Below are 20,444 nucleotides of genomic sequence, written 5' to 3' on the forward strand. Positions count from 1 at the left end.
GGCCACTGACATCCGTGCGACAGGTGAGAGCTTTCTAATCCCGGTTAAGGGGCTTCGGCGGGTACCGGCTGCGAGGATTGCTGGGTGAACACGCACCTCGACCTCCTGACCGGTGATGCCGCCGCGGGCCTTCTCGACGCCGCGGTGGCGACGGCCGGCGGTGAGCTCGTGGACTGGCGGGTGCGCCAGGTGGACCATCGGCCGGGCTCGACCACCACTGTCGCGTACCGCGCGACGGTGCGCTGGGACGGCGTGGAGCGCTCCGAGACGCTCGGCGCGAGCGTGGGCCGGGCCCGCGACGGGCGTAAGCCGGGTGTGGTCACGCTGTCCGACGGCGACGCGACGGTCGCCGTGTGGCGGTTTCCCGGGGACCCGGCGCTGCCCGCGCTGCCGCGCGCGTTCAACCCGGCCGCCGTCGAGGAGCTCCTGGCGGGTCTGGGCGTGGGGCCGGACGAGCGCGCGCACCCCGAGCTCAAGGTCCGCGCCTACCGGCCGACCCGGCGGGCGGTGATCGAGGCGCGGGCGGCGTCGGCCCGGGTGTTCCTCAAGGTGCTGCGCCCGCGCAAGGTCGCGGACCTGCACGAGCGGCACTCGCTGCTGTCGCGGGCCGGGCTGCCGGTCCCGCGCCCCCTCGGCTGGTCCGACGACGGCCTCCTCGTGCTGTCCCCGCTGCGCGGCACCGAGATGCGCGCCGCCGTCCGCGACGGAGGCCGGATCCCGTCCCCGCAGGAGGTGCTGGACCTGCTCGACCGGCTGCCCGCGGAGGTGCGCGACCTGCCGCGGCGTCCCGCCTGGAGCGAGTCGGCCGAGCACTACGCGGGCGTGATCGGGGCGGCGCTGCCCGCGGAGGCGGGCCGGGCGGCAGACCTGGCCGGCGCTGTCGTTGCGCGGCTCGCGGAGCGCGGTGCCGGGGCGGACCCGACGCACGGTGACCTGTACGAGGCGCAGATCATGCTCACCGACGGCCGGATCACCGGGCTGCTCGACGTCGACTCCGCCGGCCCGGGCCATCGCGCCGACGACCTCGCGTGCCTGGTCGCGCACCTGGACGTGCTGTCCCTCGTGGGCGGGTCGGACCCCGCGCAGACCGCGCGCGCGTCCCGGATGCGCCGGCTCGCGGCGGACTACGTGGCGGGGTTCGTGTCCGCCCCGGGCAGCCGGGGCGCGGACCTGAGCGACCTGGCGGCCCGCGTCGCCGGGGTGCTGTTGTCGCTGGCCACGGGCCCGCACCGCGTGCAGGAGCACGACTGGCAGAAGGCGACGTCGCGCCGGCTGGACGTCGTCGCCGGCTGGCTCGACGGGACCCGGTTCGCGGCGACCGGCGTGAGCGGCGGATGAGCCTGCGCCGGCCCTCGGTCCGGGCGAAGGTGGTCGCGGTGGTCGTGGCGGTGACCGCCATCGGGCTGCTCGCCGCGGGGCTGCTCACCCACGCCATCCAGTCCCAGCAGATCATGGACGACATCTCCGAGGACTTCGACCAGGAGATCGGCGAGCTGGTGCGGCTGGCGGCAGACGGCGTGGACCCGGAGACGGGCGAGACGTTCCACGGCGCCGGGCGGCTCATGAGCGTCGCCATGGAGCGGAACGTCCCGGGCACCAACGAGATCTTCGTGAGCTACCTGGACGGGGAGCACCAGCAGTCCAACCCGCCCACCGCGGGACGGATCGTCGCGGAGAACGCGGTGGTCCGGGACGTCGTCGAGGGCCTCACGCCGCAGTCGAGCACAACGGTCCAGCGCGAGATCGAGACCGAGATGGGCCGGGTGTGGTTCGTCGTCGTGCCCGTGACCGTGCCGGACCGGCAGGAGGTGGGGGCGTATGTGATGGCGTCCGCGCTGGACCGGTCGCTGGCGGCGGAGACCGCGGTGATGCGCACCTACGCGATCGTCTGCTCCGTGGCGCTCGTGCTGCTGGGGCTGTTCGCGTGGCTCGTGGTGAGCCGCCTGCTGCGGCCGCTGCGGCAGCTCAGCACCACCGCCACCCGGGTCACCGAGACCGACCTGTCCGAGCGGGTCGTCGTCCGCACCGACGACGACCTCGGCGAGCTCGCCGGCGCCTTCAACACCATGCTCGACCGCCTGTCGACGGCCATCGAGACGCAGCGGCAGTTCCTGGACGACGCCGGGCACGAGCTCCGCACGCCGCTGACGGTGCTGCGCGGCCACCTGGAGGTCCTCGACCCCGACGACCCGGCGGACGTGCGCGAGACCCGGGACCTCCTGCTCGACGAGACGTCCCGGATGGGGCAGATCGTCGAGGAGCTCGTCCTGCTCGCCAAGGCGGAGCGGTCCGACTTCGTGACCCTCGCGCCCGTGGACCTGGGCCGGTTCACCGACGACGTGCACGACAAGGCCCGCGCGCTGGGCGCGCGCCGCTGGGTGGTCGACGCACGGGCCGACGCCGAGGTGGCCGCCGACGCGCACCGGCTCACCCAGGCCGTGCTGCAGCTCGCGGACAACGCGGTGAAGTTCACCGGCCCCGAGGACGAGGTGGGCATCGGCACGCAGGTGTCCGGCGGCCCGGCCGGCCGCCAGGTCCGGCTCTGGGTGCGGGACACCGGGCCGGGTGTGCCGCCGGAGGAGACGGACCGCATCTTCGACCGGTTCGCGCGGGGGAGCGTGACGGGCGGAGCACCGGGGTCGGGCCTGGGCCTGGCCATCGTGCGGGCGATCGCGCAGGGGCACGGCGGGGAAGTGACCGTGGAACGGTCCGACGGCGGCGGGGCACGTTTCGTGATGACCTGGCCCGCCGACGGCGTCGGGCCGCAGGGCACGCAGCCAGGGGCCAAGGGCGCGGCGACGGAGGAGGCAGGTTGAACCAGATCCTGATCGCGGAGGACGAGGAGCGCATCGCGCAGTTCGTGCGCAAGGGCCTCAAGGCGCACGGGTTCCAGCCCACGGTGGTGTCCGACGGCGCCTCGGCGCTCGCCCACGCCATGTCGGGCGGCTACGACCTCATGGTGCTGGACATCGGGCTGCCCGTCCTGGACGGGTTCACGGTGCTGCAGCGGCTGCGCGACGTCGGCTCCACGCTGCCGGTAGTGATCCTCACCGCGCGGGACTCGCTGTCCGACAGGGTGGCGGGCCTGGAGGGCGGGGCCGACGACTACATGTCCAAGCCGTTCGGGTTCGACGAGCTGCTCGCCCGGATCCGGCTGCGGCTGCGCCGTGCCACGGGGGAGGCCGCGTCGGCGGACCGGTTGGAGCACGGCGACGTCGGGCTCGACCTGCGCACCCGCACCGCGACCGTGGCGGGGCGGGAGGTGGAGCTGTCGGCGCGGGAGTTCGCGCTCGCCGAGGTGTTCCTTCAGCACCCGGGCCAGGTCATGTCGCGGGAGCAGCTGCTGTCGCGCGTGTGGGGGTACGACTTCGACCCCGGGTCCAACGTGGTGGACGTGTACGTGCGGTACCTGCGCAAGAAGCTCGGGGCGGACCGAATCGAGACGGTGCGCGGGGCGGGCTACCGGTTCCGGGGCTGACGCACCCCGCCGATATCATGAGAGCCGTCTCATCCGGGTCTCCTCGTCGCCTCATCCTGGCGGCACAGACTCGTACCAGCAGGCACCCGACGGGGGTGCCACGAGACCGGGAGGTCACTGAAATGAACCCCTCGACCATGAAGAAGCGCTGGGCCATCGTCGGCGCGGCCGCCGTGATCGGCGTCGCCGGCGCGAGCACCGCCGTGGCGCTGAACGACCCCGCCCCGCGTGCCGAGTCCTCCGCCGCCGTCGCCCTGTCCGGTGCCACACCGTCCGACGGCGGTACGACGGCCGCGACCACTGACAGCTCTCCGGAGTCGGCGGACTCGCCGAACGAGTCGGCCCGCGACACCGCGGGCTCCGCGCAGTCGGCGGACTCGCCGGGCGACGCGAACTTCGACCCGTCGCCCGAGTCGGCGGACTCGCCGAACGAGTCGGCGACGGACACCGCGGGCTCCGCGCAGTCGGCGGACTCGCCGAACGACGCGAACTACGTCGACCAGGACGACAACACCCCGAACGACGCGGACGACGACCAGGGCGACGACTGACCCGAGCGGGGGCCACCCACGCGATCGGGAGCGTCAGGCAATCTGCTCCTCGTGCGCCTTCCTCAGGCGCGCCGCACGCGGCCGACCTCGTTCTCGGTCGGCCGCGTGCTCGCCGTCGTCAGGCGCGCAGCTCGCGGTACTTCGTGATCAGCGCCGCCGTCGACGGGTCCTGCGCCGCCAGGGCCGCCTCGTCGCCCGCGACCGCCGGGGCGATCTCCAGCGCGAGCTTCTTGCCGAGCTCGACACCCCACTGGTCGAACGAGTCGATGCCCCACACGACGCCCTGCACGAACGTGATGTGCTCGTAGAGCGCGACGAGCTGCCCCAGCACCGACGGGGTCAGCGCGGGCGCCAGGATCGACGTCGTGGGCCGGTTGCCGCTGAACACCTTCGCCGAGACCAGGTCCTCCGCTACGCCCTCGGCCCGCACCTCGTCCGCCGTCTTGCCGAACGCGAGCGCCTTGGTCTGCGCGAAGAAGTTCGCGAGGAACAGGCCGTGCACGTCGGCCCCGGCGGCGACGGCGCCGCCGTCGCCCACGGCGTCAGCCAGCGGGTAGGCGGGGTTGGCCACGGCGATGAAGTCGGCCGGGATGAGCCGCGTGCCCTGGTGGATGAGCTGGTAGAACGCGTGCTGGCCGTTCGTGCCCGGCTCGCCCCAGAACACCTCGCCGGTCTCGGAGGTGACGGGCGTGCCGTCCCAGCGCACGGACTTGCCGTTGGACTCCATGGTGAGCTGCTGCAGGTACGCCGGGAACCGGTGGAGCTGCTGCGCGTACGGCAGCACGGCGTGCGTGTGCGCGTCGCGGAAGTTCACGTACCAGACGTTCAGCAGGCCCATCAGCGCGGGCACGTTGCGCTCGAACGGCGTGGTGCGGAAGTGCTCGTCGATCGCGTGGAAGCCGCCGAGGAAGTCGGCGAACGCGTCGGGCCCGATCGCCACGGCGAGCGAGGTGCCGATGGCCGAGTCCACGGAGTAGCGGCCGCCCACCCAGTCCCAGAACCCGAACGCGTTGGCGGGGTCGATGCCGAACGCCTCGACCTTGTCCAGGGCGGTGGACACCGCGACGAAGTGCTTCGCGACGGCGTCGGCGCGCCCGTCCTCGGAGTCCTCGATGGCGCCGGCGGCGACCAGCGAGCGCCACAGCCAGTCGCGCGCGAGCCGCGCGTTGGTGAGGGTCTCCAGCGTGCCGAAGGTCTTGGAGGCGACGATGAACAGCGTCGTCGTCGGGTCCAGGTCGGCGGTCTTCTGCGCGACGTCGGTGGGGTCGATGTTCGAGACGAACCGCACCTCCAGGCCGTCCTGGACGTAGGGCTCCAGGGCCTCGTACGCCATGACGGGGCCGAGGTCGGAGCCGCCGATGCCGATGTTCACGATCGTGCGCACGGCCTCGCCGGTGACGCCGGTCCACTCCCCGGAGCGCACCTTCTCGGCGAACGCGTAGACCTTCGCGAGCTCGTCGGCCACGTCCGCGGTGATGTCCTGGCCGTCGACGGTCAGCGGCTCCTCCGACGGGCGGCGCAGCGCGGTGTGCAGCACGGCGCGGTCCTCGGTGACATTGATGTGCTCGCCCGCGAACATCGCGTCGCGGCGCTCCGCGAGCCCGACCTCCTCGGCCAGGGCGAGCAGCGACGTGAGCACCTCGTCGGTGATCAGGTTCTTCGACAGGTCGACGTGCAGGTCGGCGGCCTGGTGGCTCAGGCGTGCGGCGCGAGCCGGGTCCGCGGCGAACCAGCCGCGCAGGTCGGGCTGGAGGTTCTTGGAGAGCTCGGTGAGCGAGCCCCAGGCGTTGGTGGTGGTGGCGTCGACAGGCAGACGGGCCGGCTCGGAGGTCATGAGACAACCGTAGTGCGGAGCGCCTCCGCCGCAGCCGCTGCCAGTGTCTGATCGGTCACCTCGTAGCCGGAGTCGCCTCCGCCACCGGGGCCCCCGGCGTCGACCACCGTGCGCTTCGCCGAGAGGTGCACGGCGTCCACACCCACGCTCACCAGGGCCGGGATGTCCGACGGCGTGACGCCGCCGCCCGCCATGATCTCGATGCCCAGCTCGGCGCTGCGCTCGACCAGGGCGGCCAGCCGCTCCAGCCCGTCGGCCGCGCGGGCCGCGCCGCCGGAGGTGAGCACGCGCGCGACGCCCAGCTCGGCCAGCGTGTCGAGGGCGGCTATCGGGTCGGCGATCACGTCGAGCGCCCGGTGGAACGTGACCTCGGCGCCGATGGCGGCGTCGACCAGGTCGCGCATCCGTGCCTCGTCCACCGTGCCGGACGACGTCAGCGCGCCCACCACCACGCCGTCGACCCCTGCGTCGACCGACCGGGTGACCTCCCGGACCATCAGGTCGATCTCGGCGGGCGAGTACACGAACCCGCCGGGCCGGGGCCGCACCAGGACATGCACCTCGAGGATCGACGCGCCGTCGGACGACGGGATCACCGCGGCGGCGTCGAGCGTCGCCTCGATGAGCGCGGCGCTCGGCGTGATGCCGCCGGTGGCGCCGAGCGCGGAGCAGAGCTCGACCCGCCGGGCGCCGACGTCGGACGCGATCACCGCCCCGGCCGGGTCCTGGACAGCGAGCTCGAGAATTACAGGTTGGGGCACGTGCGCCAGCGTAGCCGTGCGTGGGGCCCGTCCCGTCCCCCGCCGCGTCACCCGTCGCGGTCGCTGCCGAGTCTGTAGGGTCCCATGGCATGGCTATCGATCCCAGTGCGATCCTCCAGGGTCGCGCCCCAGGGCGTGCCCCGGTCGGAGTGATCCTCGGGATCGTCTTCGCGTCCGTCTGCCTGCTCCTCATCCTGGCTTTCGACGCCGTGACCGGGGGCGGCTCGTTCATCGTCGGGCTGCTGCTCGCGGTGCTGCCCGTCGCTGTCTGGCTGCCGCTGGTGCTCGCGCTCGACCGGCTGGAGCCGGAGCCGCCGAACGCCCTGATCTTCGCGTTCCTGTGGGGCGCGGGGGTGGCTGCGCTGTTCGCGAGCATCCTCAACACGCTCGGGCTGTCGCTGCTCACCGAGACCGATCTCACGGGCGAGGAGGAGGGCTGGTACCTCGTCGCGACGTTCGGCGCGCCAGTGGTCGAGGAGCTGCTCAAGGGCGCCGTCCTCTTCGGCATGCTGTGGTGGCGGCGGCAGGAGCTGAACGGCCCCACCGACGGCGTCATCTACGCCGCGATGGTGGGCCTCGGCTTCGCCGCGACGGAGAACGTCCAGTACTTCATCGACGCGCTCGAGGTGGACCAGCTCGGGTACGTGTTCGTGCTGCGGGCCATCGTCTCGCCGCTGCTGCACCCGCTGTGCACGGCGATGACGGGCATCGGTGTGGCGGTGGCGGCCCTGGCCGGACCCGGCAGGCTGCGCCGCACGGCGCCCCTGTACGGGCTGCTCGGCGCGATCTTCCTCCACAGCCTGTGGAACGGCTCCACGAAGTTCGGCATCGGCGGCCTCGCGTTCGCTTACCTCGTGGGGTTCGTGGTGCTGATCGGGCTGATCGTGATCCTGGCCCGCGACCGGCGTCGGATCGTCCAGCTCATCGAGCACTATCTGCCGCTGTACGGGCCGGTGGGCATCGTCACCCAGGACGACCTGCGCATGCTGTCCAGCCTGCCCGGCCGCCGGGCGGCGCGGAGGTGGGCCAGGTCCGCGGGCGGCCGGGTGGCCGAACGGGCCATGACCGACTACCAGCAGGCCGCCACGGAGCTCGCGCTGCTACACCAGCGGGCCGGCGCCCAGCGGGACCTCGACCCGCACGGCCTGGAGCAGCAGCGGCAGTACCTGGTGTGGCTCATGCAGCAGGCGCGGGCCACGTTCCTCGCGAGGCAGCCCCGCCCGCCGGCCTCCCCCTGGGGGGCCACGGGCTTCGGCCAGCCGGGCTACCCCTGACCCCCCGTTGCGTGCTGGGTCTCTGGTGGCTCGGCACGCCGAGACCCAACGGATACCCAGCACTCAACGGTCTGGTCAGCGGGTCGCGACCAGGTCCGTGATCAGTGCGCGCAGCAGCGCCGTGCGGTCGGCGATCCGGTCGACGAGCACGTGCTCGTCGTCGGCGTGCGCGCCCCCGCCCACGGCACCGAGGCCGTCCAGCGTGGGTGTGCCGACGCCGGCGGTGAAGTTGCCGTCGGACGCCCCGCCCACGGCCACGCCGGTGAGCGCGGGCAGCCCGGCCGCCTCGGCGATCCGGGCGGCCCGAGCGAAGAGGTCGGCGGACAGCGCACGCTCCAGCGGCGGCCGGTTGATCCCGCCCTCGATCTCGAGCGCGGCGTCGGGCAGCACGGGGGCCAGCGCCCGCAGGGCGGCGTCGACCCGCTGCTGCTCGGCGACGGTCCGCGCGCGGACGTCCACCGCGAACGACGCCTCGGCCGGGACCGTGTTGCGCGTCGTGCCGGAGGCGGCGACCGTCGGCACCACTGTGGTCCCTAGCGCCTGGTCGCCGAGGGCAGCGACCGCGAGCACCTGGTGCGCCAGCTCGACCAGCGCGTTCACGCCCTTCTCGGGCTCCAGGCCCGCGTGCGCGGCCCGGCCCTTGATCAGCATGCGGTAGATGGAGGTGCCCTTGCGCTCCAGCTTGAGCGCGCCGCCGTCGGCGGACGCCTCCAGCACGAGCGCGGCCGCCGCCCCGCGCGCCTCGTCCTCGATCAGCGCCTGGGACGACGGCGAGCCGAGCTCCTCGTCGCCCGTGACCAGGAGCGTGACCCCGGTCCGGTCGTCGAGGGACGCCAGCACGTGCAGCGCCATGGCCAGGCCGGTCTTCATGTCGAAGCTGCCGGGGCCGCGCAGCACACCCTCCGAGATCCCGAACGGGTGCGTCTCCAGCGAGCCGAGCGGCCACACCGTGTCGTGGTGCGCCAGCACCAGCACGCGGGTGGGACCGCCGAGCCGCCACCGCAGGTGGATACCGAGCCGCTCGGGCTCGGCGCCCAGGTGCGCGGCGCCGAGCCGGGCCACCAGGTCGGCGGACCGGGCCAGCGCGGCCGGGTCCTCCGACGGTGACTCGCACTCGACCAGTGTCCGCAGGTCCTCGATCAGCGCGTTGGTGTCGGGGCGGGCGGGGGTCTCGTGGAAAGCCATGGGGGCACGGTATCCGCCGCCCGGGTCAGAGCGAGAGCAGGCGGAGCACCAGGGCCGCCGCCGAGAACAGCATCAGCCCGACGACCGGTCCCAGGCCCGGCCAGTCCTTCGCGCGGGCGTGCGTGATGATCGCGCCGAGGAAGTAGAGCACGAAGCAGGCCGTGGCGGCGATACCGATCGGCGCCCACCAGATCCCGGCGACCGTGCCGACGGCACCCGCGACCAGCAGGGAACCGAGCACGGGGATGAGCCGCGCGGGAACGCCGAGCTTGGTGGTGAGCGGCTCGACCACCTGCGGGTTGCCCGTCAGCTTGCCGAAGCCGCTGAACGCGGTCGCCAGGGCGAGCAAGGCGGAGACGATGACAGATGCAATGAACACGGGTCCTCCGAGGACGATGACCGGGCGCACCCGGGGAGAGCGGGCGCCCGTTCGAGCGCCTCGTGAATCGTCCGGCATTGCACGAGCCTTGCCAAGGCGCGGGGAAGCAACTTACTCTTGGTAAGTGACTTCACCGAGGGCTGTCCCCGCCGCTCCGGCCCGGAGCATCCTCCCGGGCACCGCGCAGCCCGCTCCCGTGACCGGTCCGGCCGACGCAGACGAGTGCGATCTCTTCCAGCGCGTCGTCGAGCGCGCCGGGCGGCGCTGGTCGGGCGCCATCCTCTTCGCCGCCGTCGCGGGAGCCCGGCGCTTCGTCGAGTACCGCCGCGCCGTCCGAGGCATCTCCGACCGGATCCTTACCCAGCGCCTGCGCGAGCTCGAGCAGCAGGGGCTGATGGCGCGCGAAGTGGTCCCGACCATGCCCGTGCAGATCCTGTACACGCCGACACCGGCCGGCGCCGACCTCATCGAGGCGTTGGGCCCCCTGGCCCAGTGGGGCAGCAAGCACCGCGGCGCCCTCGAAGCACCCGAGTAGACCTTGCTTGTTGTGGGCGTGATCGTTGCGCCCATGACGGGCAGGTAGTCGCAACGATCACGCCCACGACCAACAGGGTGGTCAGGGGGTCAGGGGGTCAGGGGGTCAGGGGGTCAGGTCGAAGGATCCCTCGCCTACGCCGGTGAGCGTGGTCGTGTTCGCCGCGACGTAACGCGCCAGGTACGGCGCCGGCTCACCCTGCGTGGCGACGTCGCCCGCCGGGTCCTGCAGGTCGAGCGACAGCCGCGCGCCGGTCACGGACACGCTGTTCCCGGACGGCTCGGCCAGCCAGCCGCCCGAGTCGATGGTCCCGACCTGCACGCCGAGCTGGTGCCCCTCCGCCAGGGTCCAGTCCGTCGACTTCAGGTCGAACGCCAGCTGCCCTGCCCGCTCGACGAGCGCCACGTTCTCGTCGAACATGGTCGCCGTACCGTCCGGCGCGACGTCCCACAGCCGCACCATCAAGTCCCCGGTCGCGCTCGCGCTGAGCGTGACCGACGGCGTCCCCGTGATCCGCACGTCCGAGGCCACCGGCGTCGACCAGGTCAGGTACGACGAGGCGGCGCCGGCCTTGAACGACCGGCTCCGTCCGGGGAGCGCCGGCGCGTGCTCCATGTCCCAGCCGTCCACCTGCGCCGTGGTCGGCCCGGCGGCCGCGAGCGCCGACGACGATCCGCCGTCGTCCACGTAGGCGCCGTTGTCGAGCGCGGCCACCGTCGAGCCGCCGGCCTCTGGCCACGTGTTCTGCGCGCGCCAGGCGCCGGTGCTGTCCTGGATCGCGTACGCCGGGTCCTCGACGCCCGGCTCGACGCCCTTGAGGTACTCGTCGTAGAACCGCAGCATCTCGTCGTAGAAGCCGGCGCGCCCCATCGCGAGGCGCCCGTCCGCGACGGTGTCGGCGCCCCGCACGTGGTCCCACGGGCCGAGCCAGCCGCGCTCGACGCCCGTGTGGTTGTCGAGGTAGACCTGCATGTCCTCGGGCTTGGTGTTGGGCTCGATGAAGCCCTGCGTCACGAACAGCGGGGTGTCCGTGCCGGCGGCGTCGTCGGCGAGGTTGCGGGCGTCCCAGTACTCGGAGGCGAGGTCGGGCTCCTGAGCGTCCGAGAGGTTGTCGGACAGGCACTCCGGGTGCGCGTCCTCGTAGCGGGCGTTCGCGGCGTAGTGCGCGTCGTCGTCCGCCATGGGCTCCATCGTCGCGATGCCGTTGTACGCGTTGGGTGTGCCGGTCACGTTGGGCCGCGCCACCTCGTTGCTCCACAGGTAGTTGTACATGTTCCACAGCGGCTCCTGGGCCACCACGGCCTTGAGCGGCTCAAGGTCCAGGTTGTTGCCGGCCAGCCCGGTGACGGCGTCGTACGACTTGCCGTACATGCCGACGTCGCCGGTGGACCAGGCCTGGCCGGCGGACCACTCGATCGCCGCGCCGATGTCGTCCTGCTCGCCCGGGCCGACCCAGTCGAGGCAGCCGGTGCTGCCGCCGAAGCCGCGGATGTCGACCATGACGAACGTGTACTCGTTGGCCATCAGGTCGGCGCCGTTGATGAAGTCCTGGAACCTCGCGGACGGACCCACGACGTCCCAGCCCTCCGGCCCGGTCTGCCCGGCGTGGGCGAAGTACGGCCCGATCGACAGGATCACGGGCGTCCGCGCGTCGGGGGCGAGGTGGGCGGGTCGCAGGATGTCGGCGTGCAGCTCCACGCCGCCCGACGACGGGAAGTGCGCCTCGGTCCACGCCGCACCCTCGGGCACGCGCTCGTTCTCCTCGTGGGTGACCGGGTCGTCGGCAGCGGCTGTCGTGCCGCCGCCGGCGTCCGCCGAGCCGACGGCGTCCGCTGCGGGGCCGGCGGCCGCCGTCGGCGCGCCGGCGGCGGCCAGCACCAGTGTGGTCGCGGCGGCGACCATCGGCGCGGTGCTGCGAAGTCTCGTCCGGAGTCTCATCGAAGCGCCCTCCCAGGGTGAAAACCCGTCCCGGTATGCCCGGTTCACCCGAAAGGTTAGAGACTATTCACCCGCAATGCCCGGAATCACCGAAGAGTTGACCCGGGCGTAACACGCCGCCTAGCCGCGCAGGCCCAGGAACTCCGCCACGCGGTCCGACGCCGGAGCGGTCCGCAGCTCGTCCGGCGCCGCCACCTGCAGCAGCCGCCCCCGGTCCATCACACCTACCCGGTCGGCCACCGCTGAGGCCTCGGCGTGGTCGTGCGTCACGAACACCGCCGTCGTCCCCGTCTCGACCAGGACGGCCCGCACCTCGCCCGCGAGCCGTTCCCGGAGCTGCCGGTCGAGCGCGGACAGCGGCTCGTCCAGCAGCAGCAGGCGGGGTCGCGGGGCCAGGGCCCGCGCCAGGGCGACCCGCTGCTGCTCCCCGCCGGACAGCGTCGGCACCGCCCGCTGCTCGTACCCGGCGAGCCCGACGAGGTCGAGCAGCGCGGTCACGCGGGCGTCCCGTTCCTCGCGGGTGAGCGGCAGGGTCTCCAGCCCGTAGGCCACGTTCCGCCGCACGTCCCGGTGCGGGAACAGCTGGCCGTCCTGGAACATCAGCCCGAACCGGCGCTTGTGCACCGGCAGCCCGGCGAGGTCCGCGCCGTCGTACAGCACCTGGCCCCCCGCCAGGGGCTCCAGCCCGGCCACGGCGCGCAGGAGCGACGACTTGCCGCACCCGCTCGGGCCGAGCAGGGCCACGACCTCGCCGGGCGCGACGTCCAGCGAGAACCCCTCCACCGCCGTCACACCGGCAGCGTCCTTCCGCCGGGCCGGGCCAACGCGGGCCGAGCCGGTCGCGACCCCGTACCGGACCGACACGTCCCGGACCTCCAGCCCCGCCATCAGAACTCTCCTCCCGCGCGCTCGTCGCGCAGCCGCTCCGCCACCATCATCACCGTCGCGGTCAGCGCGGCGAGCACCACCGACGCCGCGAGCGCCATCCCGTAGTTCTCCGCCCCGGGCCGCCCGATGAGGCGGTAGATCACGACGGGCAGCGTGGCGCCGTCGGGCCGCGCGAGGAACGACGTCGCGCCGAACTCGCCGAGCGACACCGCGAACGCGAACCCGGTGGCCAGCCCGACCGACCGCAGGGCGATCGGCAGGTCCACGGTGCGCAGCACGCGCCCCGGCCCGGAGCCGAGGACCGCGGCGACCTCCCGCAGCCGGGGGTCGATCGCCCGGAGCACGGGCAGCACGGTGCGCACGACCAGCGGTACGGCGACCACTGCCTGGGCCACGGGCACGAGCAGCCCGGAGGTGCGCAGGTCCACACCGAGCACCGGCTGGTCCATGGTGATGAGGAACCCGAAGCCGACGGTCACGGCCGACACGCCGAGGGGGAGCATGAACAGCCCGTCGAGGGCACCGATCGCCCGGCGGGCTCCAGCGGACCGCGGGCGGCGGGACACCACGAGCGCGACGAGCCCGCCCACGACCAGCGCGATCACGGTGGCGGCCAGCGCGATCCGCAGCGAGGTCGCCGTGGCCTCCCACACGGTCACCACGAGCGCGTTCCGCTCGCCGGTCGTGCCGAGCGCCACGTAGTTCCCCGGGCCCCAGGATCCGTCCGGCTCCCGGAACGACCGGGCGATCAGCCCGGCCAGCGGCAGCACGATGAGCCCGACGACGATCGCCGTGCCGAGCAACGCCGCCGTCATGTCCCGGGGCGACCGCCAGGACAGCACCCGGGCCGAACACCGCGACGACACGAGGTGCAGCGCGGCCTCGCGTCGCCGCCGGGCCCGCGCGGACACGGCCAGGGCCCCCGAGATGACGACTAGCTGCAGGATCGACAGCACCGACGCCGACCGCAGGTCGAGGAACTGGGTGGTGCGGGTCCAGATCTCGGTCTCGATGGTCCCGTACCGCACGCCGCCGAGCACCAGCACCACCCCGAACGCGGTGGCGCAGAACAGGAACACGACAGAGGCCGCCGACGCGACAGCGGGCGCCAGGGACGGCAGCGTCACGGTCCGGAACACCCGCGCAGGTCCGGCGCCCAGCGACGCGGCGGCCTCCTCGGCCCGCGGGTCGAGCCGCTCCCACAGCCCGCCGACGGTCCGCACCACCACCGACACGTTGAAGAAGACCAGCGCGACGACGATCCCGGCCAGCGACTCCTCGAGCCCGAGGAACCCGAGTGTGCCGCCGGGCGCGAACAGGGCACGGAACGCGACGCCGACCACCACGGCGGGCAGCACGAACGGGACGGTCACGAGCCCGCGCACCAGCCCGCGCCCGGGGAACGACCGCCGGTACAGGAGGTAGGCGAGCGGCAGGCCGAGCAGCACGGAGAACGCCGTGCCGAGCACCGCCTGGGTGAGGGTGAGCCCCACGAGCCGCCACGTGCGCGGGCGGGAGAGCACCTCGACGAACCCGGTGAGGTCGAGCGCGCCGTCGGACACGAAGCCGCGGACCACGAGCGCGGCCACCGGCCACGCGAAGAACACGGCGAGGAAGCCGAGGGGGACGGCGACCGCCGCGCCCCAAAGGAGGGGTGCGGGCCTCAGCCCACGCCTCAGACCGGCCCTCAGCCGACCACTGTCGCGGTCCACCGCTCGATCCACTCGTCGCGATGCTCGCTCACGTCGGCCGGGTCCACCTCGAACGGGGCCTCGGCCTGGGGCGCGAACTTCTGCCAGTCCTCCGGAAGCTGCACCGAGGAGTCCGCCGGGTACATGTACATGGACTCCGGCAGCGCGGCCTGGACGTCCTGGGTGAGCAGGAAGTCCACGAGCGCCCGTGCGCCCTCGGGGTTGTCGGACCCGGCGAGCACGCCCGCGTACTCGACCTGCCGGAAGCAGGTCTCCAGCAGGGCGCTGGTGGTGGACTCCGAGCCGTCCTCGCTCACCGTGAACGCCGGAGACGTCGCGTACGACAGCGCGAGCGGCCGCTCGCCACCCTCGCCCGCACCCGAGAAGTCCACGTAGTACGCGTCCTCCCAGGAGTCGGCGACCTTGACGCCGTTGTCCACGAGGGACGCCCAGTAGTCCTCGAACCCGTCCTCGCCGAACGCCCCGATCGTCGCCAGCAGGAACGCGAGCCCCGGGGACGACGTCGCCGGGTTGGTCACCACGAGCAGGTCCCGGTACTGCGGGTCGGCCAGGTCCTCCAGCGTGGTCGGCACCTCGAGGCCGGACTCCTCGAACCAGGCCTGGTCCGCGTTCACGCAGACGTCGCCCTGGTCGACGGGGGTGAGCGCCCCGCCGAGCTGCTCGGCCCCCTCCGGTAGGTCGGCGGGCGTGTACTCCTCGAGCACACCCGCCTCCAGCGCGCGGGAGGCGAACGTGTTGTCGATGCCGAACACGGCGTCCCCGAGCGGGGCGTCCTTGGTCAGCACCAGCTGGTTCACCAAGGTCCCGGCGTCGCCCGCGGCGCTGACCTCGACGGTCAGGCCGGACTCCTCCTCGAACCGGTCGACCAGCTTCTCGTCGAGCGCCCAGGAGTCATGGGTCACCAGTGTCACCTTGCCCGACGCCGTCGGGTCGCCGGCCTCGGCGCCGCCGCCCCCGGAACCGCCGGTGCAGCCGGCGAACAACAGGGCCGCTGCGAGTGCTCCCGCGACCGCTCCCGCATGGATAGTGCCCCTGTGGGCACCGGAAAGACGCAACATCGTGCCTCCGACTTCCTCCGCCGGTGCTACCCGGATCAGGTTCAAGGGTCTGCGGCTTTCCGCACTCTCAGCGCCATCAGGGCGCTCCCCTGTCGTTTCCAGAGAGCCTAGCCGCCCGGCGGGTACTACGGTGTGAAGGTGGCCCAGAATGAGACGGAACAGACACTCGCCGAGAAGGTCGGCACTCTCGCCCTGACGCTGGCGGCCGGCTGGGTCGCGCAGCAGGCGGTCAGCATGATCTGGAAGGGCGTTACCGGCAACGACGCGCCCAACAGGCCGGACGACCCGGAGCTGGACCTGGTGCAGGCGACCGTGTTCGCCGCGGTCGCCGCGGGGACCGCCGTGCTGGCCAAGCGCATGGCCGCGAAGGGCGCGCACAAGGCCGCGATGCGGTTCGCCGCGCGTCGGGCATGACACCCTGGTGCCGTGAGCTTCACGCACCTCGATGACCGCGGCCAGGCCCGCATGGTCGACGTCACCGCCAAGCAGCCGACCATCCGCTCCGCGACGGCCTCTGGCCTCGTCCGCTGCACCCCCGCCGTCGTGCGGGCGCTGCGCGACGGCGCCGTGCCCAAGGGGGACGTGCTGGCGGTGGCGCGGATCGCGGGCATCGCCGCGGCCAAGAAGACGCCGGACCTGCTGCCGCTGGCCCATGTGATCGGCGTGCACGGCGCGGCGGTGGACCTTGAGGTGACCGACGACGGCGTCGTCCTCACCGCGACCGTCCGCACCGCGGACCGCACGGGAGTCGAGATGGAGGCCCTCACCGCAGTGGCCGTCGCGGGCCTCGCCGTGGTCGACATGGTCAAGGGCCTGGACAAGTCCGTCTCGCTCGCGGACGTGCGCCTGGAGCGCAAGACCGGCGGAAAGTCGGGCGACTGGGTGCGCTCGGAATGATCACGGTCCGCTACTTCGCCGGCGCCCGGGAGGCCGCAGGGCTCACCACTGAACAGCTGGACGGCCCGACGTCGGTCGCCGCCCTCCGCAGCACCCTCACCGCGGCCCATCCCGGCCTGGGCACCGTGCTGCCCAAGTGCGCGCTACTGGTCGCGGGCGCCCGCGCGACATCGGACGAGGCACCGATCCCGGACCAAACAACAGTAGACGTCCTCCCCCCCTTCGCAGGCGGCTGATCGTTCTTGGTTGTGGGCGCGATCGTTGCGCCCAAACCGGGCAGGATGTCACAAGGGTCGCGCCCGCAACCAAGAACGTCAGTGGTCGCCGCCGTCGAGCTGGGACCGCACGTGCTGCCAGAGGGCGAGGACCACCTCGACCCCGTCCCGCACGCCACCCGACGACCCGGGCAGGTTCACCACGAGGGCGCGGGTCCCGTCCGCCGCACGGGCGACGCCGGCCAGCCCCCGAGAGAGCGCGGCGGAAGGCACCCCTGCGGCGATGCCTCGCTGCCGGACGGCCTCCGCGATGCCCGGCACCTCGTACTCGAGCACCGCGCGGGTGCCCTCGGGCGTGAGGTCGCGCGGCGTGATGCCCGTGCCCCCGGTGGTGAGGACCAGCCGTGCGCCGCCGCCGAGCGCGGTCCGCAGCACGTCACGGACCGGCTCGACGCCGTCGGGCACCAGGTGGGTGGCCACATCGGTGAGGCCGGCCTGCTGCAGCAGCCGCACCGCAGCCGGGCCGGACCGGTCCTCGGCCTCGCCGCGTGCACAACGGTCGGAGACGGTGATCACCACTACCCGGTCGGACGTCATGCCGACACGCTATCGGCCTCCGGCTCCTGGGGCTTCGCTGCCTCGAGCTCGGCGTCGGCGGCCTTGGCCTGGCGGTATGCCCGCACGGACCACGCGACGGCGGCGGCCCAGGCAACCCAGATCACCGAATAGACGACCGTCTTCACGGGGTCGGTGGCGGCGATCCAGTCACTGTCGAGCAGGGTGCGCGAGTTGGTGAGGACGATGACGCCACCCACGAGCGAGCCCAGGATCCGCGGCGGCACGAGCCGCACCAGCCAGGCGGCGATGGGCGCGGCGATGAGGCCACCGATGAGCAGGGCCAGCACCCAGGTGAAGTCGATGCCCTCGCCGCTGAGGCCGACGAAGAAGCCGACGCTGGCCGCGACCGCCACGAAGAACTCGCTGGTGTCGATCGAGCCGATCACCTTGCGCGGCTCCAGGCGGCCGCTCGCCAGGATCGCGGGCGTGCCCACGGGACCCCAGCCGCCACCACCGGTGGCGTCCATGAAGCCGGCAACCAGGCCGAGCGGGGTGAGGAAGCGGCGGCGCAGCGGCTTGTCCGAGCGCACCGGCAGGCCCTGCAGCGTGAAGCGGAGCAGCACGTAGAGGCCGAGCCCCAGCAGGATCACCGACATCACCGGCTTGGCGATCTCGGTCGAGAGCGACGACAGGAACGTGGCGCCGGCGAACGCGCCGATCGCACCGGGGATGCCGATGCGGGCTACGACCTTCCAGTCGACGTTGCCGAAGCGCCAGTGCGAGGCACCGGACGCGAGCGTCGTGCCGATCTCGGCGAGGTGCACGGTGGCCGACGCCGCGGCGGGGTTGGTGCCGATCGCCAGCAGCAGCGTGGTGGAGGTGACGCCATAGGCCATGCCCAGACTGCCGTCCACCAACTGCGCACCGAGGCCGACGAGCGCCAGCAGGATCAGGGTTCTCATGGTCGTGACCTTCCAGGTCTTTGGGGGGTTACGGCACAGGCCACCAAGAGCGGCCCGAGTAGAGTAACCATCCAACCCGGTCGGAAACAACAAGCATCTCAGACATCGGATAAGTGCGCACCAGAAAGGAGGGTGAAAGCCCTCGAATTCCTCAGGATTCGATCAGGATCAGTTGTTCGACCAGGCCGACTCGCCCTGCGTGAGCGCGCGCACCTCGTCCGGCAGCGTGCCCGCCACCAGGTCGGCGAGGGAGACCGCCTCCAGCACCGCGCGCACGTTGGCCCGCAGCGCGACCCACACGTGCAGCAGGGGTGCGGCCGGGCCCTGGAACTCCAGGTCGGACGGCCGGTTGCCGCGGACGAAGACCAGCGGCCCGTCCACGGCCCGCACGACGTCGGCGATCGTTATCGTCTCTGCCGCCCGCGCCAGGCGGTACCCGCCGCCCGCGCCGCGGTGGCTCGTGACGAGCCCGTCGCGGCGCAGGTCGCTCAGGATCCCCTCGAGGAAGCGGTGCGGGATGTCCTGCGCCCGGGCCAGGGCTTCGGCGCGGACAGGTCCGTCGTGGTCGGCGGCCGCCAGCTCGGCAGCTGCCCGGACGGCGTAGTCGGCTCGTGCGGAGATCCTCATGGGTCCATTCTCTCCCGGACGCCGCTCGTGGTGCGCCAGGGGTCCGCAGGCCCGGAGGAACTGGCTCGCCGGGCCTCCTGTCCGCGGTGCTGGCGGCGGTCCGCTGTCAGGTCAGGATCTGGCCGACCCGCTGGGCCGAGGCCGCGAACGAGCCCGTGAGCGGCAGCTCCGGCAGGATCACCGCCTGGGCCGCGTGGTAGACGTCAGGCTTGCCGACCCAGGTGAGGCCCGACGGACGGTTCTCCGTGTCGAGCTCGTGGTGCCACGACCCGTGCTCGGCGTCGACGAGGTGCTCCCGGATCCAAGCCCACCACTCACGTTCGAGCTCGGCGTAGCGCGCGTCGCCAGTGACCCGACCCAGCACGTTCGCGGTGGCGACCCCCTCAGCGGCCACCCAGTGGAAACGGCGTGGTTCGACCGGTGTGCCGGCCCAGTCCGTGGTGTACGCGAAGCCGCCCCCGCCCTCGGCATCCCAGCCGTCCGCGACCGCCCGGTCGAAGAGCGCGGCCGCGGCCTCGGTCCGGCGGCCGGGCGTGCCCGCCTCTGCGTCGATCTGCAGCAGCAGGCGGGCCCACTCGAGCCCGTGTCCCGGCGTCGCGCCATACGGCTTGAACTGGTCACGCGGCCGATCGGCGTTGTACTCGAGGAGCGGGTTCCATGCCGCGTCGAAGTGCTCGGGAATCCGCCAGTCGTTCGACCGGGCCCAGCTCACCACCTGGTCGCCGATCGCCGCGGCCCGCTCCAGCCACAGGTCGTCCCCGGTCGCGGCGTGGGCCGCGAGCAGCGCCTCGACGGAGTGCATGTTCGCGTTCACGCCGCGGTAGTCCGACGTCGAGGACCAGTCGCGCGACCGCTCATCCAGGTGCAGCTCACGCTCCGGCTCCCAGAACCGCGCGTCGAGCACAGCGAGCGCATCGGTCAGCAACTCGGATGCGCCGGCGATCCCGGCGACCTTGCCGCTCGAGCCGGCGAGCACGACGAACGCGTGCGCGTAGGCCTCCTTGGTACCGACGAGCTCGTCACCCTCACCCCGCGCGGCGAGCCACCCGCCGAACTCGACGTCAGCCAGCACGTCGCGCAGCCCTGCGATCGCCCGCGCGGCAAACTCTCCGGCCCCACTTACGCCAAGCAGATGGCCGATTGCGAAGGTGTGCGCCATCCGCGCCGTGATCCACGTTTCCACGGGGTGCGAGTCGTCCGGGCGTCCCTCGTCGTCGAGCCAGCAGGCAGCGCCGTCCTCACGAATCGAAGCCTCGGCGAAGCGCAGCAACGAGACGAACTGGTCGCGGCGCCACGCGGCTTCGGAGGTGCTTGCGGGCGGGTTGCTGGTGGAGCCCGCGGCGGTGCGGGTGGTATCTGCGTTCACACCGCCACGATAGCCGTGGCCGCTGTGTGGCCCGCAAGTTTGTGGTTGTGGCCTTAAAAGCAGTAAGGGGGTGGGAGGTTCTCTTCCTCGACCATCACTGGTCAAGACGAGAACCTCCCACCCCCTTCTGGGAATGGTTGTCCGGCGGCGTCCTACTCTCCCACCCCGTCTCCAGGGCAGTACCATCGGCGCTGTAGGGCTGAGCTTCCGGGTTCGGAATGGGACC

The 20,444-nt window shown here is 72.8% G+C and carries 21 protein-coding genes, 1 rRNA gene and 1 riboswitch; of the genes, 9 read left to right on the plus strand and 13 right to left on the minus strand.

Going from position 1 to position 20,444, the window contains the following annotated elements; all coding sequences use genetic code 11:
• Positions 1-84 precede the first annotated feature (84 nt).
• The 4 genes from C8K30_RS14075 to C8K30_RS14090 all read left to right on the plus strand — a co-directional run bounded on the left by C8K30_RS14075 (position 85) and on the right by C8K30_RS14090 (position 4,029).
• Positions 85-1,338, plus strand: a complete 1,254-nt coding sequence (locus tag C8K30_RS14075; RefSeq protein ID WP_108493512.1) for a phosphotransferase — start codon at positions 85-87, stop codon at positions 1,336-1,338.
• Entirely contained in the window at positions 1,335-2,816 is a 1,482-nt protein-coding gene (locus C8K30_RS14080) for a cell wall metabolism sensor histidine kinase WalK (protein ID WP_108493513.1), read from the plus strand. The genes C8K30_RS14075 and C8K30_RS14080 overlap by 4 nt, the downstream gene beginning before the upstream one ends.
• Positions 2,813-3,478: a response regulator transcription factor gene (locus C8K30_RS14085; RefSeq protein WP_108493514.1), complete on the plus strand. Its 666-nt coding sequence runs from the start codon at positions 2,813-2,815 to the stop codon at positions 3,476-3,478. Before C8K30_RS14080 ends, C8K30_RS14085 begins: the two co-directional genes overlap by 4 nt.
• 122 nt (positions 3,479-3,600) lie before the next feature.
• Complete coding sequence (locus C8K30_RS14090; RefSeq protein WP_108493515.1) at positions 3,601-4,029, plus strand: hypothetical protein; 429 nt, start codon at positions 3,601-3,603, stop codon at positions 4,027-4,029.
• A gap of 118 nt (positions 4,030-4,147) precedes the next feature.
• Here C8K30_RS14090 and pgi read toward each other — a convergent pair whose 3' ends face one another.
• Together pgi and C8K30_RS14100 are read right to left on the minus strand one after the other, a co-directional pair.
• Positions 4,148-5,863 (minus strand): glucose-6-phosphate isomerase, encoded by a 1,716-nt coding sequence (pgi, locus tag C8K30_RS14095; protein ID WP_108493516.1) that lies wholly within the window; start codon positions 5,861-5,863, stop codon positions 4,148-4,150.
• Positions 5,860-6,624 (minus strand): copper homeostasis protein CutC, encoded by a 765-nt coding sequence (locus C8K30_RS14100; RefSeq protein WP_108493517.1) that lies wholly within the window; start codon positions 6,622-6,624, stop codon positions 5,860-5,862. The genes pgi and C8K30_RS14100 overlap by 4 nt, the downstream gene beginning before the upstream one ends.
• Before the next feature lie 89 nt (positions 6,625-6,713).
• Between C8K30_RS14100 and C8K30_RS14105 the strand changes: the two genes are divergently transcribed.
• Entirely contained in the window at positions 6,714-7,898 is a 1,185-nt protein-coding gene (locus C8K30_RS14105) for a PrsW family intramembrane metalloprotease (RefSeq protein WP_233257174.1), read from the plus strand.
• 75 nt (positions 7,899-7,973) lie between these two features.
• On the opposite strand, the gene C8K30_RS14110 is transcribed toward C8K30_RS14105, so the two are convergent.
• Positions 7,974-9,083: a M20 family metallopeptidase gene (locus C8K30_RS14110; protein WP_108493519.1), complete on the minus strand. Its 1,110-nt coding sequence runs from the start codon at positions 9,081-9,083 to the stop codon at positions 7,974-7,976.
• A gap of 25 nt (positions 9,084-9,108) precedes the next feature.
• Complete coding sequence (locus C8K30_RS14115) at positions 9,109-9,462, minus strand: DoxX family protein (RefSeq protein WP_108493569.1); 354 nt, start codon at positions 9,460-9,462, stop codon at positions 9,109-9,111.
• Positions 9,463-9,586: 124 nt separating this feature from the next.
• Between C8K30_RS14115 and C8K30_RS14120 the strand changes: the two genes are divergently transcribed.
• On the plus strand, positions 9,587-9,997 hold the full coding sequence (locus C8K30_RS14120; protein WP_233257175.1) for a helix-turn-helix domain-containing protein: 411 nt from the start codon (positions 9,587-9,589) through the stop codon (positions 9,995-9,997).
• A gap of 105 nt (positions 9,998-10,102) precedes the next feature.
• Here the strand turns inward: C8K30_RS14120 and C8K30_RS14125 are convergent, their stop codons facing one another.
• The 4 genes from C8K30_RS14125 to C8K30_RS14140 form a co-directional block, all read right to left on the minus strand.
• Positions 10,103-11,935 carry a CocE/NonD family hydrolase gene (locus tag C8K30_RS14125; RefSeq protein ID WP_199230476.1) on the minus strand — a complete coding sequence of 611 codons (1,833 nt, stop codon included), beginning with the start codon at positions 11,933-11,935 and terminating at the stop codon, positions 10,103-10,105.
• Positions 11,936-12,055: 120 nt separating this feature from the next.
• Positions 12,056-12,823 (minus strand): ABC transporter ATP-binding protein, encoded by a 768-nt coding sequence (locus C8K30_RS14130; RefSeq protein ID WP_108493521.1) that lies wholly within the window; start codon positions 12,821-12,823, stop codon positions 12,056-12,058.
• Complete coding sequence (locus tag C8K30_RS14135; RefSeq protein WP_108493571.1) at positions 12,823-14,514, minus strand: iron ABC transporter permease; 1,692 nt, start codon at positions 14,512-14,514, stop codon at positions 12,823-12,825. Before C8K30_RS14135 ends, C8K30_RS14130 begins: the two co-directional genes overlap by 1 nt.
• On the minus strand, positions 14,511-15,593 hold the full coding sequence (locus C8K30_RS14140) for a thiamine ABC transporter substrate binding subunit (protein ID WP_108493522.1): 1,083 nt from the start codon (positions 15,591-15,593) through the stop codon (positions 14,511-14,513). The genes C8K30_RS14135 and C8K30_RS14140 overlap by 4 nt, the downstream gene beginning before the upstream one ends.
• Positions 15,589-15,694, minus strand: a riboswitch (TPP riboswitch). (Overlaps the previous gene by 5 nt.)
• A 37-nt stretch (positions 15,695-15,731) precedes the next feature.
• On the opposite strand from C8K30_RS14140, the gene C8K30_RS14145 reads away from it, so the two are divergent.
• The 3 genes from C8K30_RS14145 to C8K30_RS14155 are packed head-to-tail and all read left to right on the plus strand — an operon-like array spanning position 15,732 to position 16,726.
• The gene (locus C8K30_RS14145) at positions 15,732-16,007 is read left to right on the plus strand and encodes a DUF4235 domain-containing protein (protein ID WP_108493572.1); all 276 of its coding nucleotides are present in this window, start codon (positions 15,732-15,734) and stop codon (positions 16,005-16,007) included.
• A gap of 12 nt (positions 16,008-16,019) precedes the next feature.
• Complete coding sequence (gene moaC / locus C8K30_RS14150; RefSeq protein WP_108493523.1) at positions 16,020-16,490, plus strand: cyclic pyranopterin monophosphate synthase MoaC; 471 nt, start codon at positions 16,020-16,022, stop codon at positions 16,488-16,490.
• On the plus strand, positions 16,487-16,726 hold the full coding sequence (locus tag C8K30_RS14155; RefSeq protein ID WP_108493524.1) for a MoaD/ThiS family protein: 240 nt from the start codon (positions 16,487-16,489) through the stop codon (positions 16,724-16,726). Before moaC ends, C8K30_RS14155 begins: the two co-directional genes overlap by 4 nt.
• 78 nt (positions 16,727-16,804) lie before the next feature.
• Here C8K30_RS14155 and C8K30_RS14160 read toward each other — a convergent pair whose 3' ends face one another.
• The 5 genes from C8K30_RS14160 to rrf form a co-directional block, all read right to left on the minus strand.
• Positions 16,805-17,302, minus strand: a complete 498-nt coding sequence (locus C8K30_RS14160) for a molybdenum cofactor biosynthesis protein B (RefSeq protein ID WP_108493525.1) — start codon at positions 17,300-17,302, stop codon at positions 16,805-16,807.
• The gene (locus C8K30_RS14165) at positions 17,299-18,225 is read right to left on the minus strand and encodes a sulfite exporter TauE/SafE family protein (RefSeq protein WP_108493526.1); all 927 of its coding nucleotides are present in this window, start codon (positions 18,223-18,225) and stop codon (positions 17,299-17,301) included. Before C8K30_RS14165 ends, C8K30_RS14160 begins: the two co-directional genes overlap by 4 nt.
• A 168-nt stretch (positions 18,226-18,393) precedes the next feature.
• On the minus strand, positions 18,394-18,852 hold the full coding sequence (locus C8K30_RS14170) for an Rrf2 family transcriptional regulator (protein ID WP_108493527.1): 459 nt from the start codon (positions 18,850-18,852) through the stop codon (positions 18,394-18,396).
• A 106-nt stretch (positions 18,853-18,958) separates the two neighbouring features.
• Positions 18,959-20,218, minus strand: coding sequence for an AGE family epimerase/isomerase (locus C8K30_RS14175; protein WP_108493528.1), 1,260 nt, complete (start codon positions 20,216-20,218; stop codon positions 18,959-18,961).
• A gap of 139 nt (positions 20,219-20,357) precedes the next feature.
• Positions 20,358-20,444: ribosomal RNA gene (gene rrf, locus C8K30_RS14180) — 5S ribosomal RNA — on the minus strand; the annotation flags it as partial.

This window comes from Promicromonospora sp. AC04 (assembly GCF_003058225.1).
In the GTDB taxonomy this organism is placed as follows: domain Bacteria; phylum Actinomycetota; class Actinomycetes; order Actinomycetales; family Cellulomonadaceae; genus Promicromonospora.

Excerpts from the sequence above, each read along its gene's own strand:
- C8K30_RS14080 (WP_108493513.1), top strand. The coding sequence starts at position 1,335 with ATGAGCCTGCGCCGGCCCTCGGTCCGGGCGAAGGTGGTCGCGGTGGTC.
- C8K30_RS14090 (WP_108493515.1), top strand. The coding sequence starts at position 3,601 with ATGAACCCCTCGACCATGAAGAAGCGCTGGGCCATCGTCGGCGCGGCC.
- pgi (WP_108493516.1), bottom strand. The coding sequence starts at position 5,863 with ATGACCTCCGAGCCGGCCCGTCTGCCTGTCGACGCCACCACCACCAAC.
- C8K30_RS14105 (WP_233257174.1), top strand. The coding sequence starts at position 6,714 with ATGGCTATCGATCCCAGTGCGATCCTCCAGGGTCGCGCCCCAGGGCGT.
- C8K30_RS14110 (WP_108493519.1), bottom strand. The coding sequence starts at position 9,083 with ATGGCTTTCCACGAGACCCCCGCCCGCCCCGACACCAACGCGCTGATC.
- C8K30_RS14125 (WP_199230476.1), bottom strand. The coding sequence starts at position 11,935 with ATGAGACTCCGGACGAGACTTCGCAGCACCGCGCCGATGGTCGCCGCC.
- C8K30_RS14130 (WP_108493521.1), bottom strand. The coding sequence starts at position 12,823 with ATGGCGGGGCTGGAGGTCCGGGACGTGTCGGTCCGGTACGGGGTCGCG.
- C8K30_RS14140 (WP_108493522.1), bottom strand. The coding sequence starts at position 15,593 with ATGTTGCGTCTTTCCGGTGCCCACAGGGGCACTATCCATGCGGGAGCG.
- C8K30_RS14155 (WP_108493524.1), top strand. The coding sequence starts at position 16,487 with ATGATCACGGTCCGCTACTTCGCCGGCGCCCGGGAGGCCGCAGGGCTC.
- C8K30_RS14160 (WP_108493525.1), bottom strand. The coding sequence starts at position 17,302 with ATGACGTCCGACCGGGTAGTGGTGATCACCGTCTCCGACCGTTGTGCA.
- C8K30_RS14165 (WP_108493526.1), bottom strand. The coding sequence starts at position 18,225 with ATGAGAACCCTGATCCTGCTGGCGCTCGTCGGCCTCGGTGCGCAGTTG.
- C8K30_RS14170 (WP_108493527.1), bottom strand. The coding sequence starts at position 18,852 with ATGAGGATCTCCGCACGAGCCGACTACGCCGTCCGGGCAGCTGCCGAG.